This is a genomic window from Phytoactinopolyspora limicola (assembly GCF_011320225.1).
Taxonomy (GTDB): domain Bacteria; phylum Actinomycetota; class Actinomycetes; order Jiangellales; family Jiangellaceae; genus Phytoactinopolyspora; species Phytoactinopolyspora limicola.
The window spans coordinates 291,431-304,257 of the sequence record NZ_JAAOEN010000004.1; the positions used below are offsets into that span (position 1 = coordinate 291,431).

The following is a 12,827-nucleotide window of genomic DNA, read 5'->3' on the forward strand; positions in this document are numbered from 1 at the left end:
TAACGGTTTCCAACGAGCCCTCACCGCACCAGGCACCAATGGTTGGCGCGACAGGCCCTAGTCGCCGCGCAGCGTCGACAGCACCTCGGCGAGGTCGTCCGGCTTCACCAGCACGTCGCGGGCCTTGGAGCCCTCCGACGGACCAACGATGCCCCGGCTCTCCATGAGATCCATCAGCCGGCCCGCCTTCGCGAACCCGACCCGCAGCTTGCGTTGCAGCATCGACGTGGATCCGAACTGGGTGTTCACGACCAGCTCAGCCGCCTGACAGAGCAGATCGAGGTCGTCGCCGATGTCTTCGTCGATCTCCCGCTTGGCCGTGGTCGGCGCGGCGACGTCGTCGCGATACGACGCGGCCAACTGCTCCTTGCAGTGGTCCACCACGGACGCGATCTCGGACTCGGTGACCCACGCACCCTGCACGCGGATCGGTTTGCTGGCTCCCATGGGGAGAAAGAGCCCGTCGCCCTGACCCACCAACTTCTCCGCACCCGGCTGATCCAGAATCACTCGGGAGTCGGCCAGCGACGACGTGGCGAATGCCAGCCGCGACGGCACGTTGGCCTTGATCAGGCCGGTGACGACGTCGACCGACGGGCGCTGGGTGGCCAGAACCAAATGAATGCCGGCGGCCCGGGCCAGCTGGGTGATCCGCACCACCGCGTCTTCCACGTCGCGGGGGGCCACCATCATCAGATCGGCCAGCTCGTCGACGATCACCAGCAGGTACGGGTACGGCGTGAGGACCCGTTCGCTCCCTTCGGGCACCTTCACCTTGCCCGCACGGACCGCCTTGTTGAAGTCGTCGACGTGCCGGAAGCCGAACTCGGCAAGATCGTCGTAGCGCATGTCCATCTCGCGTACGACCCATTGCAGCGCCTCGGCGGCTTTCTTCGGATTGGTGATGATCTGGGTGATCAGGTGCGGTACACCCTCGTAGGCGGACAGCTCCACGCGCTTCGGGTCCACCATGATCAGGCGTACCTCGTCGGGTGTGGCCCGCATGAGGACCGAGGTGATCATCGAGTTGATGAAGCTCGACTTACCCGACCCGGTGGCGCCGGCCACCAGCAGGTGCGGCATCTTGGCGAGGTTGGCGACGACGAACCCGCCCTCGACGTCTTTGCCCAGGCCGGCGATCATCGGGTGGTGATCCTTACGCGCCACCGACGATCGCAGCACGTCGCCAAGGCTGACGATCTCCTTGTCGGTGTTCGGGATCTCGATGCCGATCGCGGACTTCCCCGGGATCGGCGACAGGATCCGGACGTCGGCGCTGGCCACCGCGTAGGAAATGTTCTTGGTCAGCGCGGTGACCTTCTCCACCTTCACGGCTGAGCCGAGCTCCACCTCGTAGCGGGTGACCGTCGGCCCACGCGTGTAAGTGGTGACCTCGGCGTCGATGTTGAACTGCTCGAACACCCCGCGCAGCGCCTCGACAACCGCGTCCGACGCCGGCGTGCGTGCTTTGTGGGCGCTGCCCTGGCGTAGAACGTCGCTGGACGGCAACGTGTAGGTGATGTCCCCCGAGAGGGCGAGTTGCTCCACGCGCTGAGGCACCGGAGTGTGAGGAGGTGGCTCTTCCACCACCGTCGCCGCGGTGTCCTCGGGCGCCGGATCCGGTGGGGGCGGCGGCGCCACCTGAGTAGGAGTCTCGGCCTCCGGCTTCTTCTTCGGCTTCTCGCGAAGCACCGGTGAGTCGTACGGCTCCTCGTCGGTGGGAACGAGGGCGGCTTCTTTCTGTTTACGCCGCCGTGGGCTGATCGGCCGCTCTTCCTCTCCGTCGAGACGACGGAACCCGAGGACGACGGAGATCCGGTCCCAGGCGACGGCAGCGTAGCTGGGAACCTCGTAGAGCGGGATGCCGGTGACGACGAGGATCCCGAAGAGGGTCAGGAGAATCAGCAAGGGGACCGCGACCCAGGACGTGAGTAGGTCGGCCAGCACCGTCGACGCGACGTACCCGACCGCACCGCCGGAGCGTTGCAACGCCTCCGCACCGTCGACCGGTCGAGGCATTCCGCCGGCCAGGTGGGCCAGGCCGAGCGCACCGAGCGACAAACACGTCCACCCCACCACCTGTTGGCTGGTCGGCCGGTTGACGTCGGGCCGGCGCATCGTCCGCCACGCGGCCATGACCAGCAATACGGGCACCACATACCCGGCGGTGCCGACCGCGCCGGCCACGGCATCGTGGATGACGCCGGCCACAGCTCCGTCGACCGACCACCACATCACCGCGGCGACAACCACCCCGACGCCGATGAGCGCGAGACCCGCGCCGTCGCGGCGCTGCTCGGTGGGGATGTCTTTGGCGGTGGACCCCAGCCGCCGCGCCACCCCACCGATGAGGTGGGCCAGGCCCATCCAGATGGCTTGGATGCCCCGCCCGATGGCGCGGAACAGCCGGATGCCGGCACCGGGCTGGGCCGGCCGGCGAGCCGGTGGACGGCGGGCCGGCGGCCGTCGCGAGGACGTGCCGCGCGATGCGGGGCGTTTCCGCGCCGCCCCGGCATTACCTCGCGATCGCGCGGACGCGGCGGGTGCGGTGGTGGTACGGGTCGCCATAAAGATCAGGCTACACGCGACACACTCGTATCTTCAGTCACACACGCCCCGGCGTGCCCGGTTTGCGTCACGTGCCCTCGGCGAACACGGCCTTTCCTGGGCACTAGCTTGGCTTAAGGTCCGGCTCATGGTGTTCATTCCCGTACACGGCACTCAACTCGCCTACGACGAGGCCGGTTCCGGCCCGGCCGTCATATTCGTCCACGCTGGTATCGCAGACCGACGGATGTGGGAGCAGCAGTTCACCGCACTCGCCGCCGGCCATCGCGTCGTCCGTTATGACTGGCGCGGCCACGGCGAGTCCGCGGACGCCACCGGCGCTGCCGCCCACCACGACGACCTCATCGGTCTGATGGATGCCCTCGACATCAACCGTGCGGCCCTGGTCGGATGCTCCTACGGGGGTGCGTACGCCGTCGACGCCGCCTTGTCCGCACCGCACCGCGTCACCTCCCTCACCCTCATCTGCTCGGGCCTGTCCGGGCACGTTTGGCCACCGGAAATGCAGAAACTGGCCGAAGAACATGTCTACGGCGCGGTGCCCGCTGAACGGCTACGCCAGTATGCCGACGGAACCGCCGAGCACGTCGACCCCGATGACGTCGAAGCGATGGCGCGGGCACAAGCCAGCCTGATGGTGGCCGGGCCGGACCGGAGTCCGGACGCCCTCTCCCCCGAGGTGTGGGAACTGGCGGTCGACATGTGCCGGGTTGTCTTCCGCCGCATGTGGAGCCGCGGCTCCGCGCTGGTCCCGCAGTGGACCGAACCACCAGCCGTAGGGCGCCTCGGCGACGTCGCGGCTGCGACACTCGTCGTTAACGGGCTGGCCGACATCCCACCGGTGCAGGAGGTGTCCGGGCTGTTGGCCAGCGGTATCCCCGGTGCGCGCCGAGTGGACCTACCGGACACCGGCCACCTGCCACCCGTGGAGCGCCCCGCCGAAACGACCCGGCTGATCGCTGATCACCTTGCCCAGCAGGGTTGACGCGGCCCAGTGACACGGACCCGGCCCCTGCGGCGATGCCTAGGATTCGACGACCACCGGAATGATCATGGGTCGGCGGCGCAACCTGCCGCCCACCCAGCGGCCGATGGTGCGACGCATGGTCTGCTGCAGCTGGTAGGTGTCGGCATTGCCACCTTCCGCAGCCTGCTCGACCGCCTTCACCAGCGCGGGCCGGATCTCGTCGAACACGCTGTCGTCCTCCGCGAACCCGCGTGAATGGATCTCGGGGCCACCGGTGACCTTGCCGGTGACGGAGTCGATCACGACGACCACCGAGATGAACCCCTCCTCGCCGAGGATCCGGCGGTCTTTCAACGACGCTTCGGCCAAGCCACCGACGTTGGAGCCGTCGACGTATACGTAGCCACAGGGAACCGCACCTACCACCCGGGCCCGGCCGTCGATCAGATCGACGACGACACCATCCTCGGCGATGGCCACCCGCTGCCGCGGCACCCCGGATTTGATGGCGATCTCGGCGTTGGCGTGCAGGTGTCGGGCCTCGCCGTGGATCGGCATCACGTTGCGCGGCTTGACGAGGTTGTACGTGTACAACAGCTCACCGGCAGCGGCGTGTCCGGAGGTGTGGACCATGGCGTTGCCCTTGTGCACAACCGTGGCGCCGGCGCGGGTCAACCCGTTGATCACCCGCGACACGGCGTTCTCGTTGCCGGGGATGAGCGAGGACGCGAGAATCACGACGTCGCCGTCGGTCACCCGGATCGCCGGGTGGTCGCGGTTGGCGATGCGGGACAACGCCGCCATGGGTTCGCCCTGCGAACCGGTCGACATCAGCACCAACTTGTCCGGCGGAACGTCGTCGATACTCTTCAGGTCGACCAGGGTCTTGTCCGGCACGGTGAGGTACCCGAGGTCGCGGGCGATTCCCATGTTGCGCACCATCGACCGGCCGACGAACGCGACCTTGCGGCCGTGTCGTACGGCGACGTCGAGCACCTGCTGGACGCGGTGGACGTGGCTCGCGAACGACGCGACGATGACTCGGCCCGGCGCGGCGGCGAACGTGCTGTCGAGCACCGCGGCGATGTCGCGTTCGTGTGGTGTGAACCCGGGCACCTCGGCGTTGGTGGAGTCGACCAGGAACAGGTCTACCCCGGCGTCGCCCAGCCGGGCGAAGCCATTGAGGTCGGTGAGCCGGCCGTCGAGCGGCAGCTGGTCCATCTTGAAATCGCCGGTGTGCAACACGACGCCGGCCTCGGTGTGGATGGCCATCGCCAGACCGTCCGGAATCGAGTGGTTGACCGCGAGGAACTCGACGTCGAACGGGCCGAATCGTTCCCGCTGCCCCTCCTTGACCTCCAGCTGGTAGGCGTCGATCCGGTGCTCTTTGAGCTTGGCCTCGATCAGCGCCAGGGTCAGCCGGGACCCGACCACCGGGATGTCGGCCTTCTCCCGCAGCAGGAACGGCACCGCGCCGATGTGGTCTTCGTGGCCGTGGGTCAACAGGATGGCCTCGACGTCGTCGAGCCGGTCCCGGATGTACTCGAAGTCCGGCAGGATGAGGTCGACACCCGGCTGGTGGTCTTCGGGAAACAACACACCACAGTCGACGATCAACAGCCGACCGGCATGCTCGAAGACCATCATGTTCCGGCCGACCTCGCCGAGACCGCCGAGTGGCACCAGCCGCAGCGCCCCCGGGGCGAGTGGTGGCGGTTCGGGCAGCTCGGGATGCGGGTGGCTCACAGGAGGCCCGCCTCGGCGAGGTCCGCGCGCAACTGCGCGACCTGCTCGTCGGTGGCGGGCGGAAGGGGCGAGCGGGTCTGCCGACTGGGGATGATCCCCAGGGCTTGAGCAGCGGCCTTGGCCATGATAGCTCCTTGTGTTCGGGTCATGATCGCGCGCACTGCCGGGATCAGCTGCCGGTGCAGGCGCAGGGCTCGAACCAGGTCGCCGGAGTCGACGGCGCGGGTCATCTGCGCGTATTCGCGGGCCGCGACGTGCGCTACGACGCTCACGACACCCACCGCGCCGTGGGTCAGCAGCGCCAGGTTGAGTGCGTCGTCACCGCTGTAATAGGCCAATCCGGTCCGGGCCATCACCTCGGAGGAGGCGAAGACGTCGCCCTTGGCGTCCTTGACCGCGACGATCCGCTCATGTTCGCCCAGCTGGTACAGGGTTTCGCTCCGAATGGCGACCCCGGAGCGGGCGGGAATGTCATACAGCATGACCGGAAGGTTGGTGGCGTCGGCCGCGGTACGGAAGTGGTGGACCAGCCCTTCCTGCGGCGGCTTGTTGTAGTACGGCGTGACGACCAGCAGGCCGTGCGCGCCGGCCTTCTCGGCCGACCGGGCCAGCTCGACGGTGTGGTGGGTGTCGTAGGTGCCCACCCCCGCGACTACCTTGGCCCGGCCTTTCACCGAGTCGACGACGGCACGGAGCAGCGCGTCCTTCTCCGCGTCGGACGTGGTGGGGCTCTCGCCGGTGGTGCCACTGATCACGAGACCGTCGCAACCACGCTCGACCAGGTGCTCGGCTAGCGCCGCCGCCCCGTCGAGGTCGAGGCTGCCGTCGTCATGAAAGGGGGTGACCATCGCCGTCAGGACCCGTCCGAACGGCGCCGACGCGGGCGTGCCGGTGGTCGCCGCGGCGAGGGTGAAGAGCTCGTCGGCCATGCACCGAAGGGTACCGCGTCCCTGGTACCCCGCGAGCGGCGCGTCCCTCAGCCCGGCGTGCCGCGCGGTGTTAGATTGCCAGGCGTGCGGCAGTATCTCGACCTCCTTCGGCACGTGCTGGACCACGGCACGCGCAAAGCCGATCGCACGGGCACCGGCACACTCAGTGTTTTCGGGCACCAGATGCGGTTCGACCTCGACGCTGGATTCCCAGCGGTCACGACGAAGAAGTTGCACATGAAGTCCGTGGTCCTCGAGCTGTTGTGGTTCCTCCGTGGTTCGACGAACGCTCACTGGCTGCGGGAACGTGGTGTCACCATCTGGGACGAGTGGGCCGGCGCCGACGGCGAGCTCGGGCCGGTGTACGGCTTCCAGTGGCGGTCATGGCCCGCACCCAATGGCCGGTCCGTCGACCAGATCGCCCAGGTCATCGACTCCATCCGCACCAACCCGGACTCTCGGCGGCACGTCGTCAGCGCGTGGAACGCCGCCGACATCGACGAGATGGCGCTGCCGCCGTGCCACACGCTGTTCCAGTTCTACGTCGCCGACGGCAGGTTGTCCTGCCAGCTGTACCAACGTTCGGGCGATGTCTTCCTCGGCGTTCCGTTCAATATCGCGTCGTATGCGCTGCTCACCCACATGGTGGCGCAGGTGTGCGGGTTGCGCCCGGGAGAGTTCGTGCACACGCTCGGTGATGCTCACCTGTACCTGAACCACGTCGAGCAGGCCCGCCTGCAGCTGAGCAGAGAGCCGCGGCCGCTGCCCACACTCCAGCTCAACCCGGAACGTCGCAGTATCGACGAGTTCGAGTATGACGACGTGCATCTCCTCGACTACCACCCGCACCCACCTATCAAAGCGCCGATCGCGGTATGACAACGGAGCACCCCGGGGCCACGGTGACGCTGATCGCGGCCGTCGCACGGAACGGCGTGATCGGCAGCGGCGGTGACATCCCCTGGCGCATACCGGAAGACTGGCGCCGGTTCAAACAGTTGACCATGGGGCACGTGCTGGTGATGGGCCGGCGGACGTATGACTCCATCGGCCGTCCGCTCCCCGGCCGCACCACGGTCGTGGTCACGCGGCAACCGGGATGGGTGGCCGACGGCATTCACGTGACGACGTCGGTGGCCGACGCGATGGAGTTGGCCGCCTCGATCGACGACACCGTGTACGTGCTCGGCGGGTCGCAGATTTATACGCAGACGTTGGGTCTGGCCGACCGGCTGGAGCTGACGGAGGTCCATGCCGAGCCGGCCGGCGACACGTTCTTCCCCGACGTCGATTGGTCGGAATGGGACGAGGTGTCGCGGGAGCCGCATGACGGATTCGACTTCGTCACCTACACCCGCAGCGCGCGGCGGCCAGTTCGTGCATGACCTCGGCATGCCAGCGTGGCGCGTCATGCCCGACCATCCCGCGCGAAATCCGGTCCGACAAGAAGGCAAGCTCGGTGACGACGGTCTGATAGGCCGCTACCGCGCGCACCGCGGAACGCCCGCCACGCGCCCCCGCGGCCAGCCGCCAGCGGCGCCGAGCCCGCATCGAACTCAACCACGCCACCTCGTCCGCGCCGATCCAGCCGGCCGCCGCGAACCGGGGCAGTTGCTCAGCGACGATGCGCCGTTCCCGACGCCGCTTCCACAACGCCAACACCACCATGCCGACGAACAGCGGCACCATCACCAAGAAGTAGATCGAGAAGAACGCACTGCCGTCATCCCACACGGCGGCCCCGTTCCACAACGCGTGCAGCGCCACCGCCACGACATAACCGGCCGCCGGTAGCAACACCGCGTTCCAGAAGCCACGCCGCCGCGCGGCCAGGCCGACCGCGACGCCGATGAAGACGGTGAACAGCGGATGCGCGAATGGCGTGACCACACCACGCAGCACAAAGGTCAGCCACGCGTCGGTGTAGACGGAGTCGAAGGCGCGGCCCAAGTACAAGATGTTCTCGACGAACGCGAAACCAGCCGCGACCATCCCGGCATACACAACACCGTCGACGATGCCGTCGAGCTGACGACGGTTGAACCACAACATGCCGACCAGGAACGCCCCTTTGAGGGCCTCCTCCACGACCGGGGCCGAGATCACCGCGGACGCCGCTGGACCGTAGGTGACACCCACCGCCGAGTTGATCAGCAGCGCACCCAGGGTGGCTACTCCGGCGCCCCACATGAAGGCGAACAGCAGGTTACGGCCGGGCTCCGGCTCCCATCGGTCCAACCATAGGAAAGTCCCGATGAGCAGCATCACCGGCAGCAACGCGAGCACGGCAGCGGTGACCACCGCGTCTCTGGACACCTCGGTAGCAGCAATGCCGATCACCGCCACCGCACAGACGGCCGCCACCACCATGCCGAGAATGGGCCAGAACACCCATCGGCGTTGCTGGACCACGAACGGCTCGTGGTGTCGCTGAACGGTTCCCCCCGTGATAACCACGCCGCAGAGCGTACACGGGGGGTGACGGAGGACTCCATATCCGCGGCGGCAGCCGGCGACGGCGGCCAACAAGGCACGCCGACACCCGGTGCACGTCGTCATCGTCGTCCCTGCCGTTGTGGCCACCGCGGCTGGTGCCGCCGGTCTGGCTGTCCCGGCCGTCGTGCACGTCGCGGCGGTGATGGTCCGCACCGCTGTCTCGTCCATCCCGGCCGGACAGCAACGACGACGCCATCGGCGTGCGCTGATAGAGCACGCTCCGGCCACGCCGGTGCCCTTCGACCAACCGGGCGGACTTGAGGATCCGCAAATGCTGGCTGACCGCTGCCGGGCTCACGTCGAGTTGGGCCGCGAGATCGGTGGTCGTGGCGGGGAGCACCAAGGTCGTCAGCAGCGCGGCCCGGGTCCGCCCGAGCAGCGCGTCCAGGCTCTGGGCGTGGTCGGTGTCGGGTAACGCGTAGAGCCCACCGACGCCACGGGGCGGGTAGCTCACGGTGATCCGGCCGGCGTCGTCACAGCCGGCGTTCAGGCCCGGCCAGGCGAAGAAGCACGGTATCAGCAGGATCCCACCGCCGCGCGCCTCCAACTTCCCGGTGACGCTGCCGGGTCTGCTGATCCGCAGCCGGTCCCGGAGCAGGCGGACATCGGGGTGCAGATCATCGAGCAACCGGGCGAGACCCCCCGTCGCGAACTGCTCCATGCGATACGACACGTCGGCCGCACACAACGCCCGTAGCCGCGCCCAGATCGCCTCGATGGCGTAGTCCCAGTAGGTGGCCATCTGCTCGACGAGTTCCCCGGTGAAGCCGACTGGGTCGGCATGGACGCGCCGCCATGGACGGGGGATCGATCCGGCCGGGAAAGACTGCTCGATCTGCTCGCGAATCAACCCACAGGGGGTGGTGGCCAGGGCGGACAATTCGTCGTCGATCGTTGGCCACGGGCGGCAGGGAAACGGGGTCAGGAAGCTGATCTTGGCGGTCCGCCAGCTCCAGGCCGGGTCGGTGACCACGGTGGTCAGGAGCGGCCACCGCTCCAGGCATTGCCGCGGGTCGACGCTGCGCAGCCATGGCACGAAGGGATGCCGGCGGCGGGCTTCGTGCAGGACACGCACGCTGGCTACCAGTTCCCGCACTGGCGAGTGCGCGAACCGGATTCGGGCCATGTCCGTCAAGCTCAGCACCACGTCGTGGACGTGCTTGCGGCTCGTGACCCGGCTGCCATGACCCTGGTACGGAGGGAGGTCGGAGAACGGCATGGTGCCCGTCCTTTCTGACAAGTTGTGCCATCGCCACACTTCCGGGCCTGCTGGCCGCCCGCGGTCCGGACTATGCCCGTCTCGCCCGCGGTTGAGCGGCTCGGCCCTGGTGACGACCTTGATTCGAGCGAGGCTCCGAGATCCGCGCCGTTATGTCGCACAACCGTACTACAACAGGCAGGTTCGTCGATCCATGGCCGCCGCCGCGCACGCGAACAGCCGTCCACCGTGGGCGACCCGAGAATTTAGGCCCGCCTTAAACGTTGGTCCCGACTTCCACCTCCCCCCACGATGTCGACCGGCAGCCACCGGCGAACACCCGCGGGCTCAAGCGGGCCCTCGCCCGCCGGCGGCTTGAGTGATCACCAAGAGAAGTCAGGAGAAACAGTTGACTGTGGATCAACGTGGTCGGCGCCTTCGGGTGTCGCGCCTCGCGGCCGGGATCGCCGCGACGGCGCTGGTCGGCCACACACTACTTGCCGGCGTCGCAACCGCTGACGAATCGATCGAGATGGAGGTAGGCCCCACCGCGGCCGAGCAACGCTTCGCGCAGGAGCCCCGGCCGCTGATCGAACTGACCGCCAGCAGCGGCGAAGGCCGCCTATACACCGCCGACATCGTCGAAGCACGGCGTGCCGTCGCTGAGTTCGGCATGACCGAAACCCCCGGCGTGCTGGGCTACCTGCCGCGCGCCGAAGCCGACGGCACGATCCCCGTGCACCGGCTCAAACCCCGTAGCGACGCCACCGCATGGCTATTGAGCGTCAACGACGACGAGCGCACCCGGCTGGTCGACAAGGGGTGGGTCGACGAAGGTGTGGGCGCCTACGTGTGGACCGAAGACACCGCCACCGACGACATGATCGCGCTGGCCCGATTCAGGATGCCCGACCGCGAAGATTGGCGGATCGCTCCAGCCTCCCGCACGGACGAGTTTCTCGATGCCGGCTACGAGCTGGACGGCACCCTGGGCTACGTCTACGACGACTGGATCAAAGCGGGCGCCATCTACTTCCCGATGTGGCACGAGGGAGGACACCACAAGGAGTCGCTGTGTGAAGCCGAGTACGGCCGCCGCGACTATTGGTGTGGCGTCCGCGACTTCTTCGACGGCCACCCGAACGGCGCCGACAACTGGCCCGACACCGATTTCGGCCACCTCAAGCCGTCGATCGGCTATTACGACGACTCCGACCCGCGGACCTGGGAAAAACACATCACCCAGGCCACCTCGGCTGGCCTCAGCTTCTTCAGCGCCTATTGGTACTGGAACGGCGAGACCCAGCAGGAGTACTCCAGCGACGTCGGCCTGGCCGCGTTCCTCCAGGCAGGCAACGTACACGACATCGACTTCACGGTAGCGGTGTGTGCACACCCCTGGGGGCCGCTCACGATCCCGGCCGACCAGTTCCCGGTGGTCGCCGAGACACTCGTGACGAAGTATCTGGCCCAGCCCAACACGTTGCGGGCCAACGACGGCCGCAAGATCCTGAGCCTGTGCGACACACGTGGACTGGGTAGCAACACCGACGCGGACATCGCGGCGTTCATCGAGGAGGTGCGGACGCAGGCACGGGACTCGCTGGGTGAAGAGATCTACGTCACCATCAGCCATGGGGCCACGGACGCGAACCGGGCGCCCGGACTCGGCGCCGACGGTGCGTACTGCAGCACCGACGGCCCGGCGATCGAGGACCCCGACCAGTCCTACGCCAAGTACGTGGCGAATCAGCGGGGCCTCTTCGGCGCCGTCTCGTCCGACCTCGACCTCATGCGCTGCGGGATGTCCAACTTCGACGAGCGCACCAGGTACGGCGTCGAGATCAGCCATGACAACAAGGACGAGGTGCGTTACTTCACCGACTACGCCAAAGACGACTTCCGCGGCGTGGTGCGCAACATCCGCGAGGACATGGCGGAGTCCACTCGTCCGAAGAACATGGACAACTACGCCCTGTTCTTCGCCTGGAACGAGTGGGACGAGGGCGGGAACATCGAGCCCAACGTCCGAGACGGCTGCTTCTACCTGGACGCCATCCGCGACGGGCTCGGCCTGAAGACGGGTTCCGGATGCGTCGAGACACCTGGGTCGTCTCTTACCGCGGACGACCAGCACGTCGAGACGCGGTCCGGCGAGCCGGTAGAGATCACGCTGACGGGCTCCGGCTTCGACGACGAGACCGTCACCTGGACGGTTGAGGCGGGGCCCGAGCACGGTGAGCTCACCGGCGAGGCACCGGAGTTGGTCTACACGCCGGCAGCCGAGTTCACCGGTGATGACCACTTCGCCTTCACCGTCGGCACCGACGGCGGTACGTCGGCTCCCGCCACCGTGACGATCACCGTCCACTCGTCCGGCGACCCCGAACCGCCAGAGGAGCCGGGTGACGAAGATGGCGACTCCGGCACCGAAAGCGGTGGCGAATCCGGCACCGATGGCGGCAACGACGACGGGAGCGAGTCGGCCGCCGAGGACGGTACCGCAGCCGGCGGCGACGACGGTGCGGAGAACGGCGACGCCGACGGAACGGAATCCGGCACCGATGAGGGCACCGAGAACGGCGACGACGAGTTGCCCAACACCGGCGCCGGCATCGTGGTCCTGGCCGGGGCCGCAGCACTCGCATTGATTGCCGCGGGCGCCGCCGGACTCCGGATCCGCGCCACGTCAGCACACTAGAGCTGCTGGCCTCGATCAGCGGCCGGGTTCCGCGTCGAGCCTCGACATGGAACCCGGCCGCGTCGGCGTGACCGTGGCCGCCTCCCCCAGCTGTGAGACTCACAGGGCGGCCACGGTCACCCCCACCTCGGCAGCCATTCACGGCATCTCAACCCCCGATCGGGCGAGGTTGACTCGTCCGTTTACCCGATGGGACGTCCGGTTACGGATCACGATAATTCG

At 67.8% G+C, this 12,827-nt stretch carries 9 protein-coding genes; 4 read left to right on the forward strand and 5 right to left on the reverse strand.

Annotated features, from left to right (window positions below; genetic code table 11):
- Positions 1-57: 57 nt before the first annotated feature.
- Positions 58-2,568, reverse strand: a complete 2,511-nt coding sequence (locus tag G8760_RS12855) for an FtsK/SpoIIIE family DNA translocase (RefSeq protein ID WP_166351585.1) — start codon at positions 2,566-2,568, stop codon at positions 58-60.
- Positions 2,569-2,695: 127 nt separating this feature from the next.
- On the opposite strand from G8760_RS12855, the gene G8760_RS12860 reads away from it, so the two are divergent.
- The gene (locus G8760_RS12860) at positions 2,696-3,553 is read left to right on the forward strand and encodes an alpha/beta fold hydrolase (RefSeq protein WP_166351587.1); all 858 of its coding nucleotides are present in this window, start codon (positions 2,696-2,698) and stop codon (positions 3,551-3,553) included.
- Positions 3,554-3,592: 39 nt separating this feature from the next.
- On the opposite strand, the gene G8760_RS12865 is transcribed toward G8760_RS12860, so the two are convergent.
- Both G8760_RS12865 and dapA read right to left on the reverse strand, forming a co-directional pair.
- Complete coding sequence (locus tag G8760_RS12865; RefSeq protein ID WP_166351589.1) at positions 3,593-5,281, reverse strand: ribonuclease J; 1,689 nt, start codon at positions 5,279-5,281, stop codon at positions 3,593-3,595.
- Complete coding sequence (dapA, locus tag G8760_RS12870) at positions 5,278-6,210, reverse strand: 4-hydroxy-tetrahydrodipicolinate synthase (protein ID WP_166351591.1); 933 nt, start codon at positions 6,208-6,210, stop codon at positions 5,278-5,280. Before dapA ends, G8760_RS12865 begins: the two co-directional genes overlap by 4 nt.
- An 84-nt stretch (positions 6,211-6,294) precedes the next feature.
- Between dapA and G8760_RS12875 the strand changes: the two genes are divergently transcribed.
- Both G8760_RS12875 and G8760_RS12880 read left to right on the forward strand, forming a co-directional pair.
- Positions 6,295-7,089, forward strand: coding sequence for a thymidylate synthase (locus G8760_RS12875; protein WP_166351593.1), 795 nt, complete (start codon positions 6,295-6,297; stop codon positions 7,087-7,089).
- A complete protein-coding gene (locus G8760_RS12880) occupies positions 7,086-7,595 on the forward strand; it encodes a dihydrofolate reductase (protein ID WP_166351596.1) in 510 nt (169 codons plus the stop codon). Before G8760_RS12875 ends, G8760_RS12880 begins: the two co-directional genes overlap by 4 nt.
- On the opposite strand, the gene G8760_RS12885 is transcribed toward G8760_RS12880, so the two are convergent.
- The gene (locus G8760_RS12885; RefSeq protein WP_166351598.1) at positions 7,555-8,526 is read right to left on the reverse strand and encodes a PrsW family intramembrane metalloprotease; all 972 of its coding nucleotides are present in this window, start codon (positions 8,524-8,526) and stop codon (positions 7,555-7,557) included. The genes G8760_RS12880 and G8760_RS12885 overlap by 41 nt on opposite strands.
- The gene (locus tag G8760_RS12890; RefSeq protein ID WP_166351600.1) at positions 8,417-9,925 is read right to left on the reverse strand and encodes an ArsR/SmtB family transcription factor; all 1,509 of its coding nucleotides are present in this window, start codon (positions 9,923-9,925) and stop codon (positions 8,417-8,419) included. The genes G8760_RS12885 and G8760_RS12890 overlap by 110 nt, the downstream gene beginning before the upstream one ends.
- Positions 9,926-10,319: 394 nt before the next feature.
- Between G8760_RS12890 and G8760_RS12895 the strand changes: the two genes are divergently transcribed.
- Positions 10,320-12,605, forward strand: coding sequence for an Ig-like domain-containing protein (locus G8760_RS12895; RefSeq protein WP_246222547.1), 2,286 nt, complete (start codon positions 10,320-10,322; stop codon positions 12,603-12,605).
- Positions 12,606-12,827 lie beyond the last annotated feature (222 nt).